The organism is Thermococcus indicus, assembly GCF_006274605.1.
Taxonomy (GTDB): Archaea; Methanobacteriota_B; Thermococci; order Thermococcales; family Thermococcaceae; genus Thermococcus; species Thermococcus indicus.
In genome coordinates this window covers 984,384-1,008,372 of the sequence record NZ_CP040846.1, presented here as the reverse complement: position 1 = coordinate 1,008,372, position 23,989 = coordinate 984,384, and the positions used below count along the sequence as shown (strand labels likewise).

Annotated in this window: 34 protein-coding genes and 1 pseudogene; 19 read left to right on the top strand and 16 right to left on the bottom strand. The window is 53.5% G+C overall.

Annotation, left to right across the window (positions count from 1 at the left end):
• Positions 1–69 precede the first annotated feature (69 nt).
• Together FH039_RS05495 and FH039_RS05490 are read left to right on the top strand one after the other, a co-directional pair.
• Complete coding sequence (locus tag FH039_RS05495) at positions 70–534, top strand: tetratricopeptide repeat protein (RefSeq protein WP_139681674.1); 465 nt, start codon at positions 70–72, stop codon at positions 532–534.
• Between the two features lie 101 nt (positions 535–635).
• Positions 636–887, top strand: a complete 252-nt coding sequence (locus FH039_RS05490; RefSeq protein ID WP_139680507.1) for a hypothetical protein — start codon at positions 636–638, stop codon at positions 885–887.
• 13 nt (positions 888–900) lie between these two features.
• Here the strand turns inward: FH039_RS05490 and FH039_RS05485 are convergent, their stop codons facing one another.
• The gene (locus FH039_RS05485; RefSeq protein WP_139681673.1) at positions 901–1,368 is read right to left on the bottom strand and encodes a YbhB/YbcL family Raf kinase inhibitor-like protein; all 468 of its coding nucleotides are present in this window, start codon (positions 1,366–1,368) and stop codon (positions 901–903) included.
• A 312-nt stretch (positions 1,369–1,680) separates the two neighbouring features.
• Here FH039_RS05485 and FH039_RS05480 point away from each other — a divergent pair, with 312 nt between their 5' ends.
• The 4 genes from FH039_RS05480 to FH039_RS05465 are packed head-to-tail and all read left to right on the top strand — an operon-like array spanning position 1,681 to position 4,065.
• The gene (locus tag FH039_RS05480) at positions 1,681–2,142 is read left to right on the top strand and encodes a DUF2284 domain-containing protein (protein WP_139680506.1); all 462 of its coding nucleotides are present in this window, start codon (positions 1,681–1,683) and stop codon (positions 2,140–2,142) included.
• Positions 2,143–2,154: 12 nt separating this feature from the next.
• On the top strand, positions 2,155–2,610 hold the full coding sequence (locus tag FH039_RS05475) for a hypothetical protein (protein ID WP_139680505.1): 456 nt from the start codon (positions 2,155–2,157) through the stop codon (positions 2,608–2,610).
• Positions 2,604–3,086: a hypothetical protein gene (locus tag FH039_RS05470; protein ID WP_139680504.1), complete on the top strand. Its 483-nt coding sequence runs from the start codon at positions 2,604–2,606 to the stop codon at positions 3,084–3,086. Before FH039_RS05475 ends, FH039_RS05470 begins: the two co-directional genes overlap by 7 nt.
• Positions 3,067–4,065 (top strand): PIN domain-containing protein, encoded by a 999-nt coding sequence (locus FH039_RS05465; protein ID WP_394344278.1) that lies wholly within the window; start codon positions 3,067–3,069, stop codon positions 4,063–4,065. The genes FH039_RS05470 and FH039_RS05465 overlap by 20 nt, the downstream gene beginning before the upstream one ends.
• Here the strand turns inward: FH039_RS05465 and FH039_RS05460 are convergent, their stop codons facing one another.
• From FH039_RS05460 to FH039_RS05425, 8 genes are all read right to left on the bottom strand, one after another.
• Positions 4,066–4,353 carry a hypothetical protein gene (locus tag FH039_RS05460; RefSeq protein ID WP_139680503.1) on the bottom strand — a complete coding sequence of 96 codons (288 nt, stop codon included), beginning with the start codon at positions 4,351–4,353 and terminating at the stop codon, positions 4,066–4,068.
• A gap of 4 nt (positions 4,354–4,357) precedes the next feature.
• A complete protein-coding gene (locus FH039_RS05455) occupies positions 4,358–4,960 on the bottom strand; it encodes a hypothetical protein (RefSeq protein WP_139680502.1) in 603 nt (200 codons plus the stop codon).
• A gap of 55 nt (positions 4,961–5,015) precedes the next feature.
• Positions 5,016–6,341, bottom strand: a complete 1,326-nt coding sequence (locus FH039_RS05450) for a RuvB-like helicase (RefSeq protein WP_139680501.1) — start codon at positions 6,339–6,341, stop codon at positions 5,016–5,018.
• A 62-nt stretch (positions 6,342–6,403) separates the two neighbouring features.
• On the bottom strand, positions 6,404–7,351 hold the full coding sequence (locus tag FH039_RS05445) for a zinc ribbon domain-containing protein (RefSeq protein ID WP_139680500.1): 948 nt from the start codon (positions 7,349–7,351) through the stop codon (positions 6,404–6,406).
• The gene (locus tag FH039_RS05440; RefSeq protein WP_240703286.1) at positions 7,348–8,379 is read right to left on the bottom strand and encodes a zinc ribbon domain-containing protein; all 1,032 of its coding nucleotides are present in this window, start codon (positions 8,377–8,379) and stop codon (positions 7,348–7,350) included. Before FH039_RS05440 ends, FH039_RS05445 begins: the two co-directional genes overlap by 4 nt.
• 126 nt (positions 8,380–8,505) lie before the next feature.
• Positions 8,506–9,267 (bottom strand): 7-carboxy-7-deazaguanine synthase QueE, encoded by a 762-nt coding sequence (locus FH039_RS05435; RefSeq protein ID WP_139680499.1) that lies wholly within the window; start codon positions 9,265–9,267, stop codon positions 8,506–8,508.
• A 9-nt stretch (positions 9,268–9,276) separates the two neighbouring features.
• Entirely contained in the window at positions 9,277–9,537 is a 261-nt protein-coding gene (locus FH039_RS05430; protein WP_139680498.1) for a hypothetical protein, read from the bottom strand.
• Between the two features lie 52 nt (positions 9,538–9,589).
• Positions 9,590–10,090 carry a hypothetical protein gene (locus FH039_RS05425; protein WP_139681670.1) on the bottom strand — a complete coding sequence of 167 codons (501 nt, stop codon included), beginning with the start codon at positions 10,088–10,090 and terminating at the stop codon, positions 9,590–9,592.
• Positions 10,091–10,864: 774 nt separating this feature from the next.
• Here FH039_RS05425 and FH039_RS05420 point away from each other — a divergent pair.
• The 4 genes from FH039_RS05420 to pcc1 are packed head-to-tail and all read left to right on the top strand — an operon-like array spanning position 10,865 to position 12,214.
• Complete coding sequence (locus FH039_RS05420) at positions 10,865–11,125, top strand: 50S ribosomal protein L37ae (RefSeq protein ID WP_014012168.1); 261 nt, start codon at positions 10,865–10,867, stop codon at positions 11,123–11,125.
• Positions 11,126–11,158: 33 nt separating this feature from the next.
• The gene (locus FH039_RS05415) at positions 11,159–11,308 is read left to right on the top strand and encodes a DNA-directed RNA polymerase subunit P (protein ID WP_012571411.1); all 150 of its coding nucleotides are present in this window, start codon (positions 11,159–11,161) and stop codon (positions 11,306–11,308) included.
• A 52-nt stretch (positions 11,309–11,360) separates the two neighbouring features.
• On the top strand, positions 11,361–11,993 hold the full coding sequence (locus FH039_RS05410; RefSeq protein ID WP_139681669.1) for a ribosomal biogenesis protein: 633 nt from the start codon (positions 11,361–11,363) through the stop codon (positions 11,991–11,993).
• Entirely contained in the window at positions 11,945–12,214 is a 270-nt protein-coding gene (gene pcc1 / locus FH039_RS05405) for a KEOPS complex subunit Pcc1 (RefSeq protein ID WP_139680497.1), read from the top strand. Before FH039_RS05410 ends, pcc1 begins: the two co-directional genes overlap by 49 nt.
• A 14-nt stretch (positions 12,215–12,228) precedes the next feature.
• On the opposite strand, the gene FH039_RS05400 is transcribed toward pcc1, so the two are convergent.
• The 7 genes and pseudogenes from FH039_RS05400 to pstS form a co-directional block, all read right to left on the bottom strand.
• Complete coding sequence (locus FH039_RS05400) at positions 12,229–12,828, bottom strand: phosphate signaling complex PhoU family protein (protein WP_139680496.1); 600 nt, start codon at positions 12,826–12,828, stop codon at positions 12,229–12,231.
• Positions 12,829–12,837: 9 nt separating this feature from the next.
• A complete protein-coding gene (locus FH039_RS05395; protein WP_139680495.1) occupies positions 12,838–13,443 on the bottom strand; it encodes a PhoU domain-containing protein in 606 nt (201 codons plus the stop codon).
• The gene (locus FH039_RS05390; protein WP_139680494.1) at positions 13,440–14,210 is read right to left on the bottom strand and encodes a phosphate ABC transporter ATP-binding protein; all 771 of its coding nucleotides are present in this window, start codon (positions 14,208–14,210) and stop codon (positions 13,440–13,442) included. Before FH039_RS05390 ends, FH039_RS05395 begins: the two co-directional genes overlap by 4 nt.
• Positions 14,207–15,042, bottom strand: a pseudogene (gene pstA / locus FH039_RS05385) (phosphate ABC transporter permease PstA). The gene FH039_RS05390 and the pseudogene pstA overlap by 4 nt, the downstream one beginning before the upstream one ends.
• Entirely contained in the window at positions 15,029–15,952 is a 924-nt protein-coding gene (gene pstC / locus FH039_RS05380) for a phosphate ABC transporter permease subunit PstC (protein ID WP_139680493.1), read from the bottom strand. The pseudogene pstA and the gene pstC overlap by 14 nt, the downstream one beginning before the upstream one ends.
• Before the next feature lie 4 nt (positions 15,953–15,956).
• Positions 15,957–16,736, bottom strand: a complete 780-nt coding sequence (locus FH039_RS05375) for a sugar phosphate isomerase/epimerase family protein (RefSeq protein ID WP_139680492.1) — start codon at positions 16,734–16,736, stop codon at positions 15,957–15,959.
• A gap of 28 nt (positions 16,737–16,764) precedes the next feature.
• Positions 16,765–17,883 (bottom strand): phosphate ABC transporter substrate-binding protein PstS, encoded by a 1,119-nt coding sequence (gene pstS, locus FH039_RS05370; RefSeq protein WP_240703302.1) that lies wholly within the window; start codon positions 17,881–17,883, stop codon positions 16,765–16,767.
• Between pstS and FH039_RS12355 the strand changes: the two genes are divergently transcribed.
• The 9 genes from FH039_RS12355 (at position 17,771) to FH039_RS05325 (ending at position 23,970) form a co-directional block, all read left to right on the top strand.
• Positions 17,771–18,013, top strand: coding sequence for a hypothetical protein (locus FH039_RS12355; protein ID WP_240703322.1), 243 nt, complete (start codon positions 17,771–17,773; stop codon positions 18,011–18,013). The two genes, pstS and FH039_RS12355, sit on opposite strands and share 113 nt — an antisense overlap.
• A gap of 129 nt (positions 18,014–18,142) precedes the next feature.
• The gene (locus FH039_RS05365) at positions 18,143–18,493 is read left to right on the top strand and encodes a prefoldin subunit beta (RefSeq protein ID WP_139680491.1); all 351 of its coding nucleotides are present in this window, start codon (positions 18,143–18,145) and stop codon (positions 18,491–18,493) included.
• A gap of 29 nt (positions 18,494–18,522) precedes the next feature.
• The gene (locus FH039_RS05360; RefSeq protein WP_139680490.1) at positions 18,523–18,843 is read left to right on the top strand and encodes a DUF3194 domain-containing protein; all 321 of its coding nucleotides are present in this window, start codon (positions 18,523–18,525) and stop codon (positions 18,841–18,843) included.
• A 33-nt stretch (positions 18,844–18,876) separates the two neighbouring features.
• A complete protein-coding gene (locus FH039_RS05355; RefSeq protein ID WP_139680489.1) occupies positions 18,877–19,197 on the top strand; it encodes a nucleotidyltransferase domain-containing protein in 321 nt (106 codons plus the stop codon).
• On the top strand, positions 19,190–19,576 hold the full coding sequence (locus FH039_RS05350; protein ID WP_139680488.1) for a HEPN domain-containing protein: 387 nt from the start codon (positions 19,190–19,192) through the stop codon (positions 19,574–19,576). Before FH039_RS05355 ends, FH039_RS05350 begins: the two co-directional genes overlap by 8 nt.
• On the top strand, positions 19,573–20,556 hold the full coding sequence (locus FH039_RS05345) for a DHH family phosphoesterase (RefSeq protein WP_139680487.1): 984 nt from the start codon (positions 19,573–19,575) through the stop codon (positions 20,554–20,556). The genes FH039_RS05350 and FH039_RS05345 overlap by 4 nt, the downstream gene beginning before the upstream one ends.
• A gap of 1 nt (position 20,557) precedes the next feature.
• A complete protein-coding gene (locus FH039_RS05340) occupies positions 20,558–20,884 on the top strand; it encodes a hypothetical protein (RefSeq protein WP_139680486.1) in 327 nt (108 codons plus the stop codon).
• Between the two features lie 1,092 nt (positions 20,885–21,976).
• A complete protein-coding gene (locus FH039_RS05330; RefSeq protein ID WP_139681667.1) occupies positions 21,977–22,702 on the top strand; it encodes a tRNA-binding protein in 726 nt (241 codons plus the stop codon).
• A 197-nt stretch (positions 22,703–22,899) separates the two neighbouring features.
• Positions 22,900–23,970 carry a hypothetical protein gene (locus FH039_RS05325; RefSeq protein ID WP_139680485.1) on the top strand — a complete coding sequence of 357 codons (1,071 nt, stop codon included), beginning with the start codon at positions 22,900–22,902 and terminating at the stop codon, positions 23,968–23,970.
• Positions 23,971–23,989 lie beyond the last annotated feature (19 nt).

Sequence of the window (23,989 nt, the reverse complement as noted above, 5' to 3'; positions counted from 1 at the left end):
CAATCTCGGTTGAAGCTATCCGAACAGAATGCTTAAATCCTCTGGCGTCAAAGATGTTAGGGGATGATCATGCAGGAGTGGTACCGCTCCAGGGCACTGTACGAGGCAGTTCTTAAACTCGTGGAATCCGGCAGGGTTAATGAGGCTCTCGACATGGCTGAGGGAATACCCGATGGCAACATACGCTCGAAGGCGTTCTCACACATAGCAGTCGAGGTGGCAAAGTCGGGGAGGGATTATCACGAGGCGCTGGAAAGGGCGGTTAAGGCAGCCCTTGACATCGACAACCGCGACGAGAGCACAAAGGCTCTGATGAGCCTGGCCTTTGAGTTTCTGAACATGGGCAATCCGGAGGAAGCCCTCAGAATTTCCCGGTACATAACTGACCTCCCGAACAAGTCAAAGGTTGAGGCGGAGGTGGCGCTGGCCCTCGCCAAGAGGGGAAAGGTTGCCGAGGCGATGGAGATAATTAACGGCATCATGGACGACGACGTCAAGACGTGGGCAATGTCCAGACTCGCCAGTCAGCTTTAGCTCAAATTTGTCTATTCATCCAACCGGTCTATTCGATTTTAACACGGGTCCATCCACAAGGCTTTTTTACGCTCTCCCCTTCCCGTTGGCGGTGAGAGACCATGGAGATCGGAGCGATAATTGGACTCATCGGAATGCTGCTGCTGGTGGGCTCATGGGTACCCCAGACAGTTGAGACATTGAGAACAAAGCACTGCCCCCTGAACCTGGAGTTCATCATAATCTACGTGGCCGCGGCAAGCATGCTGACCGTATACTCGTACATAATCGGGGATTGGATATTTTTCACCCTGAACTTCCTGTCCGCGTTTCAGAGTGCGATAAACCTGGCGGTAAAGCTAATGGAAAAATAACGGGCAGACGGGTTCATTTCCTCCCGTAGAGCCCCACAAGCTCACCCATCTGAATGATGTGGCCGCTCATGGCCCTTTCCAGTTCTTTTCTGCTCGCCCCGGGATCGAGTTCTAGAACCGTGTCAAGGGCATAGACCTTGAAGTGGTAATGGTGCACCCCATGCCCCCGCGGCGGACAGGGGCCCCCGTACCCTATTCTCCCGAAGTCGTTCTTTCCCTGAACCATCCTGACGGGAGCGTCCACAACCCCCTGCGGCGGAACTCCCTTTGGTATTTCCCCGAGGGGTGGAATGTTCCACGCTATCCAATGGGTGAAGGTCCCACCGGGGGCATCGGGGTCGTCCATGATTATGACGAGACTCTTTGCGTTTGGGTCCACGTGCCCGATAAATATCGGCGGGTTCACGTCGTTTCCATCACAGGTGAACTCGACTGGTATGGTGTCCCCGTCGTGAAATATGGAGCCAACCTCAAGATCCATCCTAACATCCCCTCCGGAATCCTTTGAAGATATGCATCCCCCGCTCAGGGCCAACAAAACCGCCAGGAGCGGCGCTAACCATCTCATGTAAACAGTATACTCGATAAAACGTAAAAAGATTTCGGCACAACGCTTTATCAACAGCAACAACATTGTGGTGTTGATGATGGGAGTGAAGCCTGCCGGAAATACTGGCCGATACCAGCGATGAAGTGGCTGAGAGATACCCATATCCACCCAAGGAAGAAGACAAACGTTGAGTGAACCATGGATTGATTTTTAAGCTCCTTCCCCATCTTTTCTTGATGCCCCATGAAGGTGCTGTGGGAGAGGGAAATTCCGGCGGATGAAATAGTCGTCTCGCCCAGACCTGTCTGGAAGTGTCGCTCCTGCCCGATGTACGGTAGGAGGCCGAACTGTCCGCCACACGTCCCGGACTGGAGGGAAGCGAGGGAATGGATAGGGCACTTCAAGAGGGCGCTGATAGTGAAGTTTGAGATAGACATGGAGCGCTTTGAGGAGGAGAAGAGGGGGGCCCTGCTGTACCTCCTGAAGAGGGAGGAAGAGTTCTTCAAGGAGGGGAAGATGTACGCGATGGCCCTCTTTCCCGGCTCCTGCAACCTCTGCGACGACTGTCCCTTCGAGAGGGGCGAGCCGTGCAGGATGCCGACCAAGGTCAGACCGAGCATAGACGCGGTGGGCATCGAGATTGGGAAACTCGTGAAAATGGACTTCTCCGAAAGCGTTTTGTACGGGATGGTGCTAATTGAATAACGGTGCGAACGGATGAAGGAAAACGTCTCCCCCGCCGGAATGAAGTGGGGAATCTCACTTCTCATGACGCTCGCCTATGCATTCGGGGCCGCGTGGTTCTACTACCTGCCCGCGAGGGGCGAGCCCAACCTCGAGGTGGAGTTCTCGCAACTGCTGCTCCACTTCCTCCTTCTGAGCTTCCTCTTCTGGATAGTTCTAATCCCCGAGGGAAGGTCAGCCAAAGCCCCCGACGTTCTCATGTTCACGGTTTTAACCGTCCCCGCGGGGGTATTGGCCTCTCTCCTCCTTCTCTTCGCCGCCACTCCATTCGGAGTTCACGAAACCTACGGCATTGAATACTTCATAATGGCGCTGGTGCCGTTCTTAATCGCCCACAAAACGGTTAAAAGACGGATTTCAGCGGTTCCATTCGTTTTGGCTCTGGTTTACGGGGTCATAGCGTACATCTGGGGGAGTGGATTATGGTGAAGGTTGCGTACATAACCCTTCTCGGCCGCTCGCCGTGGGCGGTCGTTAACACCTACTACAAGCTCCTCACGCGGGGAGGAAAGGCCGAGAGGATATACGTATTCACGGAGGAGCGCTACCGTCACAACCTGCCCAAGGTTGTCGAGGCGATCAGGGCGATTTCGGAAGCATATAACCTCCATCCAACGATAGAAACAGAGGTCGTTCCTGACTACGGCTTCTTCGTCGCCGACAGAAAGTTCAGGGAGCTCTTCTCAAAGCTGGAGCGCGAGGGTTATAGAATGGGGCTGGACATAACCTCTGGCAGGAAGGCCCTCGTCGCTGCCGCGATAGTCCAGATAAAGGAGTTTCCCGTGGCGTTCATCGTTTACATGGGGTTACTCGATCTTGACTTCCCGGACAGGCCCTACATGATGATTCCAACCCACATGCAGCCGATAAAGAACTTCCTGGGTGATGAGAGTGAGGGATACTAGCGAGGTTATAGAGAAGCCCGAGCTCCAGATACTCCTCAACGTTCTGGGCGAGGTGAGGGTGAGCTATCCCCTATACGGCCTTCCCCTGCTGAGGGCAAAACCCATCGAAGAAGGCTACCGTGTCGAGCTAACCGTGAACAGGAGGGAGTTCAACGAGCACGTTCCGGAGTATCTATCAAACGAACTCCCCACCTGGACGGATTTCTACGAGTGCTTCATCTCGGCAGGGATAGTCAGGTACGACAACATAGACGAGTTCCTTCAGAACCTAGAGCTCTACGAGAGGCTCAGAAAAGGCGTTGCCTTTGCCCCCGATACGAACCTCTTCTACCACCGCTTCATCTCGGGCTTCAGGCCCCTCGACAGGTATCAGATAGTCGTGGCCGAGGGTGTCAAGAAGGAGATAGAGAACGCGATGAACTACAAGTACCGGCACAGGGAGCTGGAGGAGATCAGGCGCGAGGTGAGGAACGGAAGCCTCCTGCGGGAGTTCAGCAACAGGCGGACGAAGAAAAGCCGGAAAGCCGCATACATAGCCCTCAAGGAGTTCGAGAGGCTGAAGGACAGGATAATCATAGCCGAGAGCGTGAAGGAGCAGGCCCACAACAACGACGAGATAATAGTCAAATCCCTCAAGCACTACGACAACATGACGCCGACTCTTCTCGTCTTCCTCACGGCGGACATAGCGATAACCGACGTGGCCGAGATGGAGGGGCTGGAGTACTTCCTCTTCAAGTACCCCCGCCAGGAAATCGGGCGGCACGACGTTACAGCGTACCAGCTCAGAACGCTGCTCTTCAACCTCGCGGCGGTCTTCGGCGTCATAGAGGTGAACGGGATAACTATTTTCGGCGAGTTCGGGGGCAAGGGCGGACTGAACGAGCTTAAACTGGTCTTTCCGACGGAGAACAGGACATATCACGAGTTCGAGTTCCACCTCAAGCTTTCGAGAAAGCTGATGGAGATAATGAGGTAGCTAGGTTCTCATCTTGAACTTAATAAAAAGAGCCGTCATCACGAGGATGAAAATGAATAGGGCCAGTATCTCGGCGACTCCCTCGTGCAGGGGGATGAGTACCACGGACATCGAGATGGCAAGTGCGACCAGCTCGTCGCTTTCCGTGCTCTCCCCATCGTAGCGGTACTCCAGGGCAAAGGCGAGCCAGCCGAGGGTCAATATTATCATCGGCGTTTCCCTAAAGTCCATGAAGAGGTACAGAAACCCCGCTAGGAGAAACGGAAGGGCAAAAAGGAGACGCCTCATCCCATCACCCCAGCACCAGTCCCCCAGAATCCACTTCAAAGTTCTCCGGGGTTACGATTGAAAAGACGTAGTGGCCCGGTTCTTCAACCCTAAGAACCAGCCTCAGGTCACCCAGCTCCATCAGGGTGGAGTTCGAGGCGCCGTCAAGGTAGGTCCGGTTCCAGCTTCCGGAAGCCCTCACCTCATGCACGGGGGTTACTGTCAAAAACGCCCTGTACCTGTGCCCACCGTATCTGATGCACACTGGAATTCTCTCGGCGTATGGGACGTAGGTCGTGCCTTTTATCGGGCGGCCGTTCACGATGACCTCAAAGTTCTCGGGTTCGGTGGATGGGGAAAGTCTGAGGACGGAGAGGGTTATGCTGGCGTTCATATCGTCCCCGATGACCCCTGCCTCGAAGGAGTAGAGGGTGGCGTTCAGTCTGGCGAAGTAGCCGGAAACGTCGTCCGAGAGTGCAGCGGGAAGGACGAGCCCGCCGGAGAAAGTTCCGTTGAGCTGGACGTAGACGGGTCTAACATTCGTCGCCCAGAAAAACCCGAGGAGTGCAACGATGACCGGGAACGCGAACAGAACTTTCCTACCGGCGATTTTTCTCATCTTTCCCACCGAGAAAAGTTAGAAAACAGGAACTTAAAAGTTTTACGAAAACCGGGGAGAAGTTTCACCTCAGCATGCCCTCCAGCTTTTCCACGAACTCCATGCTCCTCCTCAAGTCGGCAAAGTACTCCTTCGCCCTTTCGATGTGCTCCTTCTCCACCATTCCGCCCTTTGCCAGAACGCTCGCGGGCGCGAGGAGCTGTACCGCGTAGCGCAGGCTGGTCCTCTCGCCGAGCTCCGCGAGGTACTCTATTGCCTCCTCGCTGACCTCGATCTTCTCCTCCCTCGCCCTTATCTTGACTATCTCCCTGATTTCCTCCTTCCTGTAAGGCTCGGTGTTGATTATAAGCAGCCTGTCGAGCATGTCGATGGGTATCCCGTGCGGGGCTTCAAGGTCGGTGCCCCGTATCTTCGTTCTTCCGCGGTTGGTCGCTAGAATGAGAATCGGCGCCAGCTCGCTCTCCATTGCCCTCGCGAGGAAGGAGAACGCCTCGATGTCGAGCATGTGAACCTCGTCTATGAAGAGCACTCCCGGAACGAGGCTGGCCTTCCCTTCCTCGATCCACTTCTTGACCGTCTCGTCAACGCGCTGCCTTATCTCGTCGCTTATCTCCGCCCCTGTGCTGAAGAGCAGGCCGAAGATGTTTCCGCGGGCATTGGCCACATCCAAGTCGTGGAGAGTGACTGTGTAGGTGAACTCCTTTATCTTGAGAACCGGGCCGCTCGGCAGGTTCACTCTGCGCTTGAAGAACAGCCCCTCTTCCTCCTTGGTGGTGCCTATCTTCGAAATCCTTCCGGTTTCAGCGTCAATCTGTATGACGTCGCCCTCCTCAACGCCCATCTCCATGAGCTGGTAGGCTATCTCCCTCCCGGCTCTAATCGTCTTTTCGTCGTCCTTGGTGCGGAGGGTTATGACGACGCTCTCGGGAACCTCGACGTAGGGGTTGAACGGGTGCCTGGTACGGTTTATCCTTATCTCCCTTACCTCACCCTCGTAAACCTTCCTCTCCTCGCTTATTCTCACTCCTATGGCCCTCCTCAGGGCCTCCTTCAGGAACTCCGTCTTCTTGACCTCGGCGGAGTAAATCTCACTGCCGGCTATCTGGACGAAGGGAACGTCCTCGCCGAGCTCCCTGGCTATGCCCATGGCTATCGCCGTCTTGCCGCTTCCGGTTGGACCGACGAGGAGGATTCCCTTGCCGGCGAGCTTGCCGCGCTTGATGAGTTCGACCGCTATCCCCGCCGCTTCCCTAGCCTTAACCTGTCCGACCATTCCGTCGGCCATGAACTTCGCCTTCCCGCTCTCGTCGAGACCGAGTCCCTTAATGTGGGAGTGGCTTCCAATCCTCTCGAAGCTCCTCGGTGCGGTCACTTCCTCTATCACTGGCATGACACCACCCCCTTAATCTTTCCAGGGGTTACTAAAAGAGGGAGATTTAAAAATTTGACGGCTCACATGTGGGCCTTCCAGAAGCGCCTTATTGCCCCGAAGGCCTCTTCCTCGGGGGCATAATCCTCGGCAGTCTCCGCCAGAAGTCTGTGTTCACTGGCCCTTCCGCGGAGGGTGAAGGCGCGCCTCAACGATGGAAAGGAAGCGGCAGCGGCGGCACCCATTGAGCCCACAACTGAGGTGAGGCCATGGGGTAGGAGCAGCTTCCCGAGGAAAAAGCCTGAAGCTAAAAGCAGAGACCCCAGGGTAAAATTAACGAACCTCTTTGGCAGAGCTATTGGAAATTCCCCGTAGGGAATCCTTCCATCAGCGCCGTCCACGTAGGCCCTGTGTGTGAGAAAGCCGTACCGGTATCTAAGGCGCCAGATTGGATAGTAAACCAAACCGTCAAGCCGGAGCTCGAAGGTCGGCATTCCCACCTCCACGCTACCCCAGTAAAAGTAGTGCCTTGCCTCCTTCTCCAACATGCCCCGAACTTCACTGCGGAGCTTTTTCTGGGCCTCCTCCTCACTGAGAGTCTTCTCCACGAGCTTTCCCCCAACCCTGCCGTCGAAGTATCGCCTCCCCCTCGTTGGCAGGGGGTAGTTGATCAGCTCATCAAACCCCTCAGCGGCGGGGACCGTTACGTAATTAAAGAACTCAACATGGCCCGCCCCATCGTAGGAAAACCCGCCGGTGTGGGCAACGCCCTCAGCCCTTACGAAGAAGACGTAAAAGGGAACGTAGAGTAGCTCCCTCTCGATAAGCTGGGCCTTCCACTCGACGTCGTTGGGAGAGAGGCGTTGGAGCCTTATGAAGGACACCAAGGGCTTCCAGGGGTCTTCAACCCTCAGCGGGTACGTGAACGTCCTCACCTCACCGAGCCGTATCTGAAACCCGCAGTAGGGGCACGTCACCATTCCTCCTTCCGCCTCGAACTCCGCACCGCAGCGGGGGCATTTGACCCTCATCGTTCAACCCTCACATCTCTGGCCATCTTTCGCCCGTAGCCCTTGGCGAGCTCAAACCCGAAGTATGCGAGCAGACCCGGGATTATCAGGGTAAAAACAGCCCCCTGTCTGGCGTGAAGGGCAAAATCCCAGTATTCCACGTTGCCGTAGGGGGTCGAAAACAGAGCCGCTATCGAAACACCGAAAAGGGCAGTTAGGGCGTAGGCCACCTTGCGCCAGACCCTCACCGGCTCAAGAGCGAGCACTTCCTTTCCCTCGTGGCCGTCGTATGCAACGAAATACGTTCCACCCTCGATATCGTAGTACACCTTCCAGAGGGGGTAAAAGACAAGGGCAAAGTCCTCGACCTCACCGTTGAACCAGAACGCCTTCATCTCCTTGTCCGTTGGAACATGGATTTCCTTGGCCCGGTCAGAGGACCTGTCCAGAAGCGCCGCCTTTGCCTGCTCCTTTCCGAAATCAGTGTTCAGGAAGTCCAGCTCGAGTTCCTCCCACTTTTCGGGGGTGAGTTCGGATATTGGCCTCGGCTCCATAATTCTGGAGAGGACGTGACTCATCTCCCCCGATGCTATGTAGATCCTCCGTCCCATCTTCCTGGCCAGCTCCTCTACAGTCACGTCGTAGACGCTCCTCCTTGCGGGGATACAGACAACGGATTTCTCCTCAAAATTTCGGTATCTGACGACTCGTTTTGTCTTGTTGCCTTCCTTGATTTTGTCCACGTATCTAACGTACCCACTTCCCTTTACCCTGCCGAACCAAAGCGGGACGTAGAATCCCTCCACCTTCGCAACTTCGATCTTCCCGCGGAGGCCCAGGTAATCCCTGTCCCTCCTCACGCGCTCCCAGAAGAGGCGCAGGATTTCCTTCTTTGGAAGGCTCTCAACGAAGAAGACGTTCTTCTCGGTGAAGATTCTATCGTAAGAGTTGGGATAGCCACAGTAGGGACAGACGACTATTACATCCTCCGGGGTGGTCTCAAGGGGTGCACCGCACCGCTCGCACCTGAGAACCTCGATGATTACCACCACAGATTGGGAGGAAGTTAAAGGTTAAAAGTTTTTGGCTCAGGCCGTCGATCCCGGGCATCAATCACCCCAAAGGCCAATGTCATCATCGCCGGCAAAGGTTGAACAGCCCCCTTAAAAACCCTCTCAAAGCACGTTGAGGTACTTGTGAACCTGAAAGCTCAGGCCGACGTTCTTCCTGCCCATGATAAGGGCCGCCTCGCGGTAGAGCTCCATGAGCCTTTCCTGGCTTACCTCAATCGGCTCCCTCGGCTGGATTACGAGGGGAGCTAAACCCTTCAGCAGTTCGGCGTACCAGCGGACGTTCTCCAGCTTCGTTTCTGAGGTGACCACGAGCTTGGCGTAAACTTTTACCCCTGCTTCCTTCAGAATCCTTATGCTCTTGACCTCGCGGAGAACCAAAGCCCTCCAGTCCTCTGTCGCTCTCGCGGTCTCGTCCTTTATGTCCACGCTGGCGTAATCGGTAAGGTGGGCAACATCTTTAATCAGCTCCGGAAGACCGCCGTGGGTTTCCAGGAAGTTGTCGAAGCCGAGGCTCTTCATCTCCCCCATAAGGGCTTTGAGCGGTTCTACCTGGAGCGTCGGCTCGCCTCCGGTGTAGCTTATCGAGTGAAGGTCGCCGGTATCGAGGCGCAGAATGGCATCAACGACATCACCAAGCTCCGCTGGATTAGGTCTGTACTCGAACTTCCCCGTGAAGGGCTCCACCTCGTAGCGCCAGCGTGAAACCTGGGAAGCCTTGATGTACTCCCTGGAGTCGCACCAGAGGCAGTTAAGGTCGCAGCCTGCGAAGCGGACGAAAATCTGCCTCCTGCCAAAAGCTGAGCCTTCGACGCTCCCGCCTTCACCCTGCCAGCTGTTGAAGACCTCGGCCATTATGAGCTTCATAACAACACCTCACAGTTCATCAACGTCAACGCCCTTCACGTGCTCGCTCACATAGCCCTCGAGAATCTCAACCCTTACGCTCCGGTTCTCGCCGGTCATGTCGGCCATCAGCTGGACTCCCCTTGCGTAGTCCCAGAGGCGCCTCTTTGCCTCCTCGGTGACATACTCGGCCATGATGATTATCTCCCTCTCGTTGGGCCTTTCGCTCACGATCTCGATGACCTTTTTAGCATCTTCCTCCGTGAAGGTTCCCCTCTTCTTGAAGAGCATCGCCACACCTCCAGCTTTAATTGGGCAATTCATTGATTCGGTAATTACATAATCAAATGTACTTCATCAGCAGTTCGACGGCCTCCTCGAATATATCCCTGTCTCTTCCGTCGAGGACGCTTTCGAGGTAGTGGAGGCTCACGAGGTTGAGGATTATATAGGCGGTGTTCCTGTCAAGGCCGAGGTCGTAGGCCTCGTAGAAGACGATCTCCCTTCCAAGGGCCTCGTTAAGCATCTCCACGAAGTAGGCGATGTCCTCCACGCGGAGCTCGTCCCACTTGCTCTCCATCTCGTCGAAGTAGCGCTCCATGACGCGGAGAGTTTCAAGGTCAACTTTCAGCGTTCCCTCAAAGTAGGGGAACTCTCCGACCCGGAAAATCTTGACGCCCTCCTCGTCCTGAACGCCTATGTAGTCCCACAGGAGAACGCCTTCAACGGGATTGTGACCATACTTGCTCGCCAGGTAGGAGAAGCGCTCCATTATCTCGGCCATGTCGTCGAGGAACTCCTCTTCGTCGCGGAAGTGTATTATCTTGCTTATCGTTCCGGCCATGTTCTGCACCTATGGGTGAGTTAGCCCAACCGTTATAAGGTTTTATGCATAGGAAGAACTGCCCGACGAGTATTGGGTTGCGATGACGTCGGGACCCCCAGGGGGCCGACATTTCCAATGGCCCCCTTACAAACTTCGCCTTCGCGACGTCGAGCTTTGCTCGACGCAAGGGACGACAGTCCCGTAGAGTTTGACCAAGGTTTGTGATTCTTCTCCAAAAGTACAATTCTGGGAGGTTTGGGTTTTTGAGGGGGGTGTTTTATGTGGGAATTCACTTCAAAGGATTCATAACACGGGTTTCTCTAAGAAGCGCTCCTTCGGAGCGCGGGAAAAAGTAAACCCAACAATAAACGCTTCTAAGATTATAGAATTCCAAAGCTCTAAAGACTATTTGGAAACGCGAACACTCATAAAAGGGCCCCTTGTTAGGAGGCGTCCTTACGGGTGGTGGAAGTGAGGTGCATTTTCTACAAGCTTCAGGTTCAGGAGGGTTTTTTTACCCGCTTGCTCTTTTGGGAGTGTTTCACTGCACAAACGGCGTCCGAAGGACGCCAAAGATACAAGTGGAAACCAAAGATAAAATAGGCATGCGTAACAGGAAACCCACAGAAAGCTTTAAATTCTCGGAGTGCACGCACCCGGTTTGGAGTTTAAATGGCGTAAATCTCTTTGGTCAAGCTTTGCGCCAGCAAAGCTTGTTATGCAAAGGTTTATAAAACGTCCCCGGAAACACTCTCCAGTCGTGAAAACCGTTGATAATTAGGGGTGATGCTCATGGGAAGGACTACTAAGGTTGGTTCAGCCGGAAGATACGGTCCAAGGTACGGTCTCAAGATTAGAAGAAGGGTCGCGGCCGTTGAGGCCAAGATGAAGCAGAAGCACGTCTGCCCGGTCTGCGGAAGGAAGGCCGTCAGGAGGATTAGCACCGGCATATGGCAGTGCCAGAAGTGCGGAGCAACTTTTGCCGGCGGTGCCTACCTGCCGACCACTCCGGCCGGAAAGGTCGCCAAGCGTGTCACGGCCTCCAAGGCCTGACCCCTTTCCTTTGCTTAGTTTAGGGTGATAACCATGGTGATGGCCGTTTACCGCTGCGCAAAGTGTGGAAAGGAGGTCGAGCTCGACCTCGAAAACACCAGGGAAGTCCGCTGCCCCTACTGCGGCAGCAAGATACTCTACAAGCCTAGGCCCAGGGTGGCCAGGCGCGTAAAGGCGATCTGATTCTTTCGTTTCGAAAGCCTTTTATCGCTTAAACGAATTTTGAGTGAGGGCTATGATGCTGATAACGACTTCCCACAGACCCACGAGGAGGACGAGGAGCTTCGGGCACGACTTAGAGAAGGTGTTCCCCAACTCCCTCTACCTGACTAGGGGAAAGAAGACGATACAGGACTTACTCATGGAGGCCTACGACAGGAACTACGAGAGGCTCCTGATAGTCAACGTCTGGAAGGGGAACCCGCTCAAGATGACCTTTATCAAGGTCGACCCCGAGGATTGGGGTTATCTCGGTTACCTGTATCTCCACGGCATAAAGCTCCAGCGTGAGATTGGTTTTAGGGACATACGGCCCATACGTGAAGAGATGCCACTTGTTGTGACCACAGCAAAGCGCGTCGGTCTTGACCACGTTGCATTCGCCCAGGTTTTCGCCGAGCTGACCGGCGGAAAGTTCGTTCCGAGGAAGGAGCGCTCGCTCCTCGGAATAGCAGACAGGTACAACACCGACGTTCTGAGCGTCATAGAGAGGCATCCGCGCGGAATGGCGGTGAACTTCTACCGCCTTGACGTTAGTAGGGAGAAGGCCGTCGGCCCGCTCATAAGCGTCAAGATTTGGATAATGGAGGACGGGCGGAGATGGGACTACAAGGAAGCGATTCTGAAGCGTGGCCCATCGAAGGAGTGATCGAGCTGACTTTTCCCGACGAGGAGACGGCCAAAGTAGTCTACGAGAGCGTTCTCTACGAGCACGAGAGCGTGCCCTACAGAAGGAGCAAAATAGAGTTCCTCCGCGAGGAGAACAGGGTGATAATCCGCTTTCTCGCCCGGGACAACTCCGCTCTGCGCGGAACGCTGAACTCTTATCTGAGATGGATCAAGGTCGCTATGGATTCCATAGAGGTTTAAAAAATAAAAATCAATTAAATTCTCCTGCCGTCCTTGACGTAGATCACCTTCGCTCCTATCTCGGTCGCGTGGTCACATATCCTTTCGAGGTGTCTGAGCACAAGAGCGTTCAGGGCCTTCTCTTTGTCCGGCTCTTCAAGTTCTTCGAGGGATCTGAGATAGAGTTCATCTATGGCATCGTCCAGCTCAAGCAATCTGCCGGCATCGACCTCGTTGAGGTTTTCAAATGCTCCCAATGCCGTTCTCACGGCCCTTACCGTTATCTCAAAGCCCCTCTCGGAGAGTTCGGGCATCCTCCTGGGCCGTAGTATTTTAACCGTCCGCTCTATCTCCATTGCGTACCTGGATATGCGGTACAGATCATAGGAAACATCAACCGCGCTCTGGATAAAGCGCAGGTCGCTTGCCATCGGAGAATACCTAACTAAGAGCTCTGTGGCTATGTCGAGAACCTCTCCCCTGATAATGTGCATTTTACTTGCTATATCCTCGGTCCCATCGGTTTCCCCTCCAAAAGATGCCTTCGCGTTTTCGAGAGCAGTTACGGCGTTTTCTCCCATTTCGTTCAGGAGCTTTCTTATCTGTTTCATGCCAATATCGAGGAGCTTCCTCATGATACCACCTCACGAAATCAGGAGTATGGGCATTTTTTCAAGCCCTTTTGGACCTTCAACGTAATAAACCGCGGAGGCAAGCATGTGCTTTGTGTGGTTGAAAATACCCTCAGAGTGTATCATAACAGCCATAACAGCTGGTTCCTCCGTTTTGATGTTTCTGTTCCAGAACTCCTCGAATTCTGCGTTGAAGAAGGGCAACTCCTCAGCTGGAATGCTGAATTTACCGTCCAGCGCCTTCACAGCCGTTTCAATCCAGGGAAGAACTATCGTCAGGGCCTCAACTGCCGTTTCCCTTGCGGATTCTGTACCTCGGATTTCAAGTACGGTTTCTATCCTCGACGCGTGCCTTGAGATACGGTACAGATCATAGGAAACATCGAGGAGGGCCCGAACGAACCGGAGCTCCCTTGCCATTGGTTGATACCGTATCAGGGACTCAACAAGCGCGTCCTGGAGATCCGCTTTTATTGATATCGCCTTCCAGAGATACTCCTCAACCTCTCCATATTCGTTCCTTCGCGCCTCCACTTGGAGTGTCCTGAGGGCCTCGATGACCGTGGTGCCAAGTTCCTCCGAGAGTGCCTTCAATCGGGCAAAATTCCGGAGTTTCATCCGAGTGCCCCCGTAACGTACTGCTCGGTAAGCTCGTGCTCCGGGTTTTCAAAGACCTTCCTTGTCGGACCGACCTCGATGAGGTCGCCAAGATAGAGGAACGCCACGTAGTCGCTCACCCTTGCCGCCTGGGCAGGGGAATGCGTAACGAGGACGATAGTGTAATCCTCCTTCAGCTCGAAGAGGAGCTCTTCTATCTTCTGCGTTCCCACAGGGTCTATATTGGCCGTTGGCTCGTCCATGAGAAGAACCTTTGGCCTCATGGCGAGAGCTCTCGCTATGACGAGACGCTGTCTCTGGCCACCGGAGAGGTTCGAGGGGTAATCGTCCAGTCTGTCCTTCACTTCCTCCCACAGCGCGGCCTTTCTCAACGCCCACTCCACCCGTTCATCGAGCTCTTCCCTTGACCTCACGAGCCGGTTCAGTTTAAGGCCAACTGCCACGTTATCGTATATCGTCATGTGTGGGAACGGATTTGGATACTGGAACACCATTCCGACCTGTTTTCTTATCTCTATGGGGTCCGTCTCTGGAGAGTACACCCTCCGGCCAAAGAGCAAGACGTCCCCTTCGACCCTTGCATCGGCGTTCAGTTCTATCAGCCGGTTGAAGGTTCTCAACATCGTGCTCTTTCCGCAACCGCTTGGCCCCATCAAGGCAAACACGCTCTTCGGAGGGATTTTGAGGTTCACCCCTTTTATCACGTGGTTCTCACCGTAATATACGTGCAGATTTCTTGTTTCAACGGCCAATGAAACTGAGTTCACATTTTCACCTCCTTCAGACTCAACCTTACGGGAACGAAAATTCCAAGGAATATCAGCAGGAGCACTAAGGAGGCGCCCCACGCAACGGCATGATCCTCCGGGCTGGGACTCTGAATGAGGTTGTATATCAGGAGAGGAATCGCACCGACCGGTTGGGTGAGCGAGGTGGGATAACTCTCATAAAGTCCCCCGCGGTAAAGAGGAGAGGTGCCGTTTCACCGGCAGCCTTGGCCATTCCTATGAGCACCCCCGTCATTATCCCGCGCTTTGCCATCGGTGCGAGGATTCTGAAGAGAACCTTGATCCTGGTCAGGCCGAGTGCGTAGCCGGCCTCCTTGTAGGTGAAAGGGATGCTCCTCATGGCCTCGTGAGTGTAGATGGCAACGTATGGTATGAGAATTATCGCCAGCGCAAAAGCCCCAGCTATCGCCGAATAACTTCCCATCGGGACGACGAGAATCTGCATGACGAACACACCGACGAGTATCGTCGGAAACTCCATCATTATCTCCAAAAGCGACTTTGTCCATCGCCCTATTGAGCTCTTTGGATTCTCATAGGCGTAAACGCCGATTATTATTGCCAGAGGAATCCCTATTAAGCTGGAAAGGAAGGTCAGCAGAAAGGTTCCAGCAATGGCCGGCCCTATTCCCCCGGTGGAGAAAGTGCCCGTAAGGAATGAAAAGCCCCTCTCAAGCAACACGCTGGCGCCCCGCGAAAAAACCACGTAAATAATGTGGAAGAGCGGAAACACGGCAAGCAGGGTAAAGAGGGCAATCACCGAAAGAAATGCCCTTTCCATCAGCTTCCTGTCCGGGTTAAAGCTGAACATTCTCCTCCCACCTCCTCAGTGCTCTGAGGCCCGCCATGTTAATTGCAAACCCTATCAGGAACAGTGCGAGACCCGCTGCAAAAAGTACGGACGTCATATGGTGGTAGATGAACGCGTTGCCGAACTGGTTCGCTATTAGTGATGAAATCGTGTAGCCAGGGGCAAAGAGCTTAAACGTCATGTTGAACGTATTTCCGATGACGAGAGAAACCGCCACCGTCTCGCCTACTGCCCTTCCAAATCCAAGGATTACTCCCGATATTATAGCGGGCTTGATGTAGCCGATGAGTATCTTCGTGGCCTCAAACCTGGTGGCTCCAAGGGCATAGACCGCCTCCCGATATGTGAAAGGCACCATGCTGTACGCCTCTCTAACAACGGCTGAAACGAAGGGTGTTATCATAATCGCCAGTAGAACCCCCGCCGAGAGGTAGCTGTAGCCCCCAACGGGAGGATAGTTGAAAAGGGGAACGAAGGAAAGGTGATCGTAAAGGGGCTTCATCACCCAGTCCCTAAGAAAGGGAACCAGCACGAAGGCACCCCATATGCCGTAGATTATCGTCGGCAAGCCGGCCATGACATCGGAGAGCACAACAAGGACATGTCTTACTCTCTTTGGGGCATAATCAACAAAGATTGAGAATGCTATCGATATCGGCAATGCTATCGTCACCGCTACCACAGATGTGTAGACACTGCCCCACAGCGCCGCTGCTATGCCGTAAACTTCTTCCTCGGGTATCTCAGCGGCCTTCCATACGTTTTCCAGGTAAACACCCAGACCGTAGCGCTCAAATGCCGGCAGGGCTTTTGTAAAGAAGACGAAGAGCATGCCGGCAAAGAGCAGGAACACCATCAACACGACGGGAAAGGTAAGGGCGTCAAAGGTGTCAATCTTTCTCTTTGCCATGTTATCACCTCGCAGCGATAGGGATGTTTTCAAAGACCTGAATTGCCCTCAATATCTCCTCCAAGGAAGAATAGTTCCTCACCTCAAGGATTCCTGTCGAGGGGCGCGCCGTTTCAATGACCTTCTTCACGAACTTGATTCCTATCAGCCCTTTACCCGGTGGAAGGTGGTCGTCTCTGCTCCCATTGTTGTCATGGATGTGAAGATGGTCAATCATCGGACACAGCGTCAAAAATTCGTCCATGTTGATGCCTAACTCCATAGCAGTCAGGAAGGCATGGCCAAAGTCAAAGCATATCCCCATGTCTGGCTCAAGCAGGGACATCAGTTCCGGGGGCAGAATACCAACGGAGGGACCAAAAAGGTTCTCCAGCATGACGGGAACCCCAAAGTCGTCTGCTATCGAGCCTATGATTTCCAGTTGCCGCTTCGTGTTCAGGTATGCCCGGTGGTAATTTTTCCCAATCCTGCCCCCGTGTATCACCACTTTGAGGGCATCCAGAGATGACGCTATCTGCATAACCCTCTCCACCGTCTTGATGTTGATTCCTGATTTCACTCCGAGGTCAAGTGCGCTGAACTTTCCAGTGTGAGTGGGGGCATGAACCGTCAGCTGGATACCGAGGGAGCTTATTTCCCTCACGAGTCCCCAGTCAACGGACGTTCCCACAAGGAGTGGAAGATCGTCCATGTAAACCTCAACGAGCGAAACACCGAGTTCGTCAATGGAAAGACCCTTCCCCGAAAGTTCCATCACGAGGGACGAAGTTATCCCCAGCTTCACTTGAACCACCTGAAAAAGAAGGAGGACATCAGCCCTCCTGGATCATCTGAACCGCCTTAAGGCCTATCTCGGCAACATCCTTTGGAAGTCCAACGTAGCCCGGCGCGAGGTTCTCAGGTTTTTGACCCTCGGTGAGTATCCACATGAGGAAGTCCTTTATGGCCTTGGCCTCTTCAGGGGGGTAGTGCTTCCCGTTCTTGTTCTGCCAGACGAGCAGGTGGGTGAAGGCCACTATCGGGTAGGAGTCCTCACCTGGAGCGTTTAGTAGTTGCTTGAGGTCTTCTTTGTACCCCTCTGTCGGCTCGGGTATGAAGGACTTGACGCCTGCGACGGCGGCCTTTATGGTCTCATCAGTTGGCTTGACGAATTTTCCAGCCTTATTCTTAAGCGCGACAACTGGTAGGTTCTCCTCTATCGCAAAGGAAAGCTCCGTATATGCGATGCTGTATTTCGTGCTCTTCAGGGCCTGGACAACACCGGGGTTACCCTTACCTCCAATCCCCCTTCCCACTTTATCAACCGGCCAGTCCACGAGCTTTCCGGCACCCACCTTCTCGGCGAACTCATCGCTGACGAGACTCAGATAGGTAGTGAATATCGCAGTGGTTCCGCTCGAATCACTCCTGTGGACAACGATAATCTTCTCGTGGGGCAGGTTGACACCGGGGTTGAGGGATTTTATCGTATCATCGTCCCAGTATTCGATTTCGCCCATGAAAATCATGGCAAGGGTTTCTCCGTCGAGTTTGAGCTCATCAACGCCGGGAACGTTGTAGGCTATGACAACGGCACCGACTATTTCCGGGAACTGGAGGGGCTGGTCACCCGTTTCGAGAAACTTCTGCCATGTAGCCTCAGTAACTGGAGGATCTGTTCGGCCTATGTGCGTGAGACCTTTCAGAAAAGCCTCCTGCCCGTGCCCGCTTCCGCCTCCTTCGTATTCAATCTTGATGTTTGGATGGGATTGCATGTATATTTCAATCCACTTCTGAATCTGGTACTGTGGAAAAGTGGCTCCCGTGGTGCGGAGTGTTATGGTGGTCGTTCCAGAGGGGCTTTCCTTCTGGGTGTCTGAAGTAACTGACGTGGCTGAAGATGTCGGAGCAGGGCTTGAGGACGTTTCCGTACTCCCTCTTAAATTGTCAATGCATCCGCTGGCCACTACGGAAAAAGCCAGCAAAAGAACCACAAACACAACAACTGCTTTCTTCATGGCTTTCACCAATGAATGGATTTTATCATGGAATATAAATTTTACCGCAGTAGAATATAGTTAACCACCTATCAATGGATATTAACCAATGAACTATATAGACACATGGACTATATAGTCCGTATCCCTCCCAAACTTTCTTAAACTTCACCCCCAATTCTAACCCGGCATTACGATTACGGAGGTGTTGGTTATGCAGAACATTCCGCCCCAGGTCCAAGCCATGCTCGGCCAGCTTGAGAGCTACCAGCAGCAGCTCCAGCTCGTCATCCAGCAGAAGCAGAAGGTTCAGCTCGAGCTCACCGAGGCAAAGAAAGCTTTAGAAGAGCTTGAGAAGGTCGAGGATGGAACGGTCATCTACAAGACCGTTGGAACGCTTATCGTCAAGACCGACAAGGCTAAGGCCGTCGAGGAGCTGAAGGAGAAGGTCGAGACCCTTGAGGTCCGCCTAAACGCCCTTGAGAGGCAGGAGAAGAAGCTCAACGAGAAGCTCAAGGAGCTCACCGCGAAGATACAGTCTGCCATAAGGCCCACTGCGGGCTGACCTCTTCTCTTTCATTTGGAGGGATAGTGATGGACGAGGGAGCCAGCGGGAAAAGGATTATCCACATCGGTCTGCCGGAGCTGAGCGAGGAGCAGCTCATAGAGGTCGGTGAGATCGCGCAGGAGACGATAATAGATCACGTCTTTGATGCCCTCAACAGGAGCGACGTCAAGGACATCGAGGTGACGATGAGGATAAACCGGAACGAGACCCTCGACCTTGAGGTTGAGGTCTACCTGGAGGTCCCAATTTTCGTGAAGGTGGACGTTGAGGGGCTCATAGACGAGGCGGTTGAGAAGGCCTACGCGGCCGTTGAGAGGAAGCTGAGGGAGATTGCGGGCAAGGGTTAAATCCAGTTTGATCAATAATGAACCGGTGGGAATATGGGACACAGGGAAGTCGCCGAGGCCTTTGCAAGGGACGTTCGAAAGCTGTTGGGGGATAACCTTGTGGAGACAATACTCTTTGGTTCCGTGGCCCGGGGAGAGCAGAGCGAGGAAAGCGATGTGGATATTCTTGTGGTTGTAAGAGATTATCCCTGGGAAGCCCAGAAAAAGCTCGCTGACCTCGTGGTGGATTATCTGCTAAAATACGGCATTTATGTCTCTCCGAAAGCCATTAGCCTTGAGGAGTTCGAATTCATGAAGCGCATAAACTCCTCCTTTTACATCAACATAAGCAGGGAGGGAATACCTGTTGGTTAGCGAGGAAGTCCAGATTCTGCTGAAGGATGCCCATGAATCACTTAATGCTGCTAAGATACTCTTTGAGAGGGGTTTCTATAGAGATGCCATAAGCAGGGCGTACTATGCAATGTTTTACGCTGCAAGTGCACTCCTCAGGGCGAGGGGAATAGTAACGAAAAGCCACAGAGGAGTCATTGCGAAATTTGGTCTTGAGTTTGTGAACACCGGTGTTGTTGAGAAATACTATGCAAAAGCCTTATCCCTGGCCGAGACCAGCAGAGAAAAGGCGGATTACGACCCAACTTACCGTCCAAGCCGAGAAGAGGCAGAATCTATCGTCGAAGATGCCGAACACTTCATAGAGCGCATAGAAAAGGCTCTGGAGGAGATGAAATGAGGGGCAAAATAAGGCTTAAGCGCTTCCTTGAACGCTCAAGGGATAAATCTTTCCTCCTCCTCTGCCACCACAACGCCGACCCCGATTCCCTCGGCTCGGCGATAGCCTTCGCCCTCTACCTAAAATCAATCGGCGTTGAAAGGGTTAAAATCGGCGTCGCCCAGAGCGTCTCCTCCTACGCCAAGAGACTGCTCATCCTCTCATCCGTTCCGCTCGAAAAGGATCCCCTTGTTAGGGAAGACGTGGTTATGATCTTCGACACCTCCTCCCTCGAACAGCTCGAACCCATCGAGATTCCGCGCGGTAAGACCGTTATCGTCATCGACCACCATGCCGAGAAGGAGAAGCCGATCAGGGCTGATATAGCCGTCCTCGATTCATCACGAACCTCCACGGCCGAGATAGTCTGGGAGCTGTTTAAATACCTAGACTTCTATGACAAGAAGGCCGTTAAGGCACTCCTGGCCGGAATAGTCACCGACACGGCAAACTTCCGCTTTGCGAACGCGAAGACCTTCAAGGCAGTGAGCGAAATGTTGGAGCGCTTTCCAATTCAGATGGGGGAGATATTCCAGCTTGTGGCTCCTGTCAGCGACGAGAACATAGACCAGGCGAAGCGCATGGCCATCCTCAAGGCCTGCCAGAGAATGGAGATAAGGAAGTTCAGGAAGTACCTAATAGCCGTCTCCAGGGTTTCAGCCTACGAGTCCCTCGCCTGCAAGACGTTCCTGAACCTCGGCGCGGACATAGCCATAGTCGGAAGCGAGAAGAAGGGAGTGAGAATTTCCGCGAGGGCGAAGGAGAACCTCGTGAAGAAGGGCCTGCACCTCGGCAAAATCATGGAGAAGGTCGGGCCAGTCATAGACGGCTCGGGCGGCGGCCACGCTGGAGCTGCCGGGGCGAACGGGAAGAGGAGCCTCGACGAGGCGATAAAGCTCATCCTGAAGGAGATTGAGAAGTTTTTGAGGGAGGTTGATTGATATGGCAAAGTGCCCGCTCTGCGGAAAGCCCCTCGACTGGGCGGAGTTAATCGGGCAGATGCTCGTCCTTGAGAACGCGGAGGAGATTTTCCGGGAGCGAGAAAGGTTTATGGAAACCTTTGAAGGCTTCGTCTTCAAGTGCCCCCACTGCGGTGAGGAGTTCTACGGCAAGAATCTACCGAGAAAAGAAGCCGAAAAGGTCTTCGCCCTGCTCAAAGAGTTTAAGGGCTCCATAGACTGGGAGAACCGGAAGGTTCGCCTGAGGCTCAACAGCCTTTTGGCGCTCGACACTATGCTTGAGCAGTGGGATAGGAAGGTCAAGGGTTAGCGATAGCCTTTTTTACTTTCGTTCCCTATTTCCAGCGGTTGGTGGTTCTCGTGGAGGCCGTAGAGCTTTACCTTTCAAAGGGGGATTACAAGAACGCTCTGAGGAACGCGCTGGCAATAGGGGACGGGATACGACGGCTGGTGGCCCTCACAGAGGTGCTGACGGCCTTCCCGAGAGACGAGGTTTTAAGTCACATGCTGGAGACGCTCGAATCCATAAGCGGAACGCCGGAGAAGGCTCTGGCGTATTCAATCCTCGGCAGAGCCCTCTACGTACTCGACAGGGACAGGGACGCGGAGGCTTACTTTGAAAACGCCATGGAAATCGCGAGTAATATAGACTCTCCAAGGGTAAGGGGTGAAGTTTTAGCGGGAATAGCGAGAAACCTCGTCCTCTCAGACCGCTATAAGGACGGTCTGGAGCTGTTCAGGGAGGCTGTGGAGCTGCTTCAGGCCTCGCGGGGGCTGTCATCGGCGGCAACGTCGTCGCTGATAAAGGTCGCCAGATTGATCGAGAAGAGCGCCGACGAGATACCCAACGAGATAGCCCTCAACTTCTACGGGCTGGCACGGGAAGTTTACACCTCGATATTCTTCAAGCTCCAGGCAAAGTACATCGAAGACAAGATGGAACTCATCAGGGACGTTTTGAAGAGGGGCAAAACGGCGGTGGAGGAACTGCTCGAGAAGGGGGAGGTTGAGCCCGCGATTTCAATGATGCGCTTCCTCCCGTTAGAGGGGAGAGCCATAGCTATGCTCGAGCTGGCCTACTGGCTCTACCTCCATGAGCAGCCAAGGCTCGGCAGGAGGGTCTTCGACGATGCCCTCGAGATAATCTTCGTGGGCAAGTTCAGACCGACTGACCGGGAGCTGGGGGGGATAGCGAGGCGCTTCCTTCGCATAGGCTTCCTGGAGGAGCCGCTGATTCTGGCCGGGGTTATCCGGGACGATGGGATAGCGTCGGAGCTTCTCGGGGAGGTGGCTTTGGCCTACGCCCGCTGGGGCTATGGAGCCAAAGCCCGCTCGATAGCCGAGGGGATACGGGACGAAAGCGTTAAGAACCGCGTTTTAGAGGCACTGGAGGGTGAGAGTTATGTGGGACACGAGCAAGGATTACCGCTTACTGGTGGCGGAAAAGGCAGTGGAGCTGTTTCTGAAGACGGTGGAGCACGCGAAGTTCAAGGGGAAGTGGAACAAGAAGGGAGCGATTCAGCTGGCGAAGGAGATGATTCCGGAGATACAGGCGATGAGGTACAGCTACGTAGAACCAAAGGAGCTGATTGAGACTCCTCAGATGAAAGCTTTGAAGGAGAAGGCCAGCGGTATAATCGAGGCCCTCGGCGGAGAGGACTGGCACCACAAGTTCATCAGCCTGGCGGATAAGAGCGAGCGCGAGAAGGTCGAGGAGCAGGTAGCCAAAGTCCGCTTCTTCCTGAACACGGTGCTCGGCCTCGAGAGACGCCTCGCCCTCGGAAAGATAAACGACCCCGTCATAGCGGTCGACATCAAGGTCGGCGAAGTCATGAGCGTCGGGAAGCACCCGAACGCCGACAGGCTTCTGGTTACCAACGTGAACATCGGTGACAGGGCGATAACAGTTGTCACCAACGACCTGACGGTGAAGGAAGGAAACCGCGTTGCCGTTGCCCTGCTCCCGCCGGCCAACTTCCGCGGAATAGTCAGCGAGGGCATGTTCCTGGGAGCGGGAGAGGGAGTCCTCAAGGACGTGAAGGGAGAAATAGGCGGCCTGCCCAAGGGAGTTCCGCTCGAGGCCTTCAACGAGACGAGGAATTTAGTGGAGGCGTTTCTGAAGGGGTGACTTTTCGCTTTTTGTTCCGATGTATTCACTAGCTTACTCGATTACTCTTCTTTCTTTTAGCCCATCTCCATCGTAAAACCCAACTCTGAATAAATTTATACTCGGAAAAAAAGGAAGAAACTATACGAATAGTAAAAGGAAAGATTTATATAGGATAATGTGTATCAAATTATGATAACTCCTCGGAGGTGAAGCACTTGAAGCGGAAGTCTCTGCTGGCAGTCCTCCTCGGACTGCTGGTGGTGGGGGCGACTACGGGGAGTGTCCATGCTGTGGTACAAAAGCCCATCCATCCAATTCTGCCATCCCAACCTCTGACAAAAGCTTTCACAGGTCCCAACGCACAAATTCAAGCCCGTGCTTTTCTTAAGGGACTCCCGGTAACACTTACTTTAAACTTCGACACCATGAATAACATAACTTTCATTGGAATAGCCCTGAGACCAGCAGGTAATGGGGCGTACATTCCTGCATATTACATAGTTCAAGGGGCAAAGCCTTGGGAATATTCTCTCATTCAGAGAAAGTTTACAGAATTTGCAGAAGGTCACTTTAGGGCTCAGGTTTCGGACATTAAAATTGCATCGAGCATCGAACCCAACGTAAACTGGAACTATGCCGGGAGTATTGACTATATAACTCATACTGTCTCCTATCTTGGACAGAGCGGGTATCTTGAATTTAAGGGGTTCTATTATTATTACGTGATTGACCAGAATACTATTGAGTACTATGCCCAAACAAAGCTTCGTGGGGATGTATCCTCATCAGCGGTTGCAGTTAAGGATCTTGACCTCCACGTAAGTCGGGGGCACACACATGAGGTAATAGACGATTTCCTTCCGGACGGACACATTGGACCAACTACAAGTTATTATGAATCCCTGACCGTCGAATTGACTCCAGAAGAGGCAACCAAGATCAGCGCCAGTGCAGGCTATTCTGTAAACACAAACGATGATTACTACTTTAGGATTGATACCCACACTGCAGATCCTAACAGCTACGTGGATTTCCATGCATATGACTTCAAGAAAAAATCTTGGTGGAGGGACCCTCCCGCGTGGGGTCGTTCTTTCTACATGAAAACGGCCACTACCATGAAAACCACATCAACAGCTACCACTACGTATTTCGGTGTCTTCAAATACCGGGTAAGTGGAGAGTTCTATTTCAAAACCCCCGACTATACAGTGATAACAAAATCACCTGAAGACATAGACGTTTCAGTATTTGTCTACCCACCCCATACTGTGTTTCACGGTTAATATACTGATGCCTATCTCT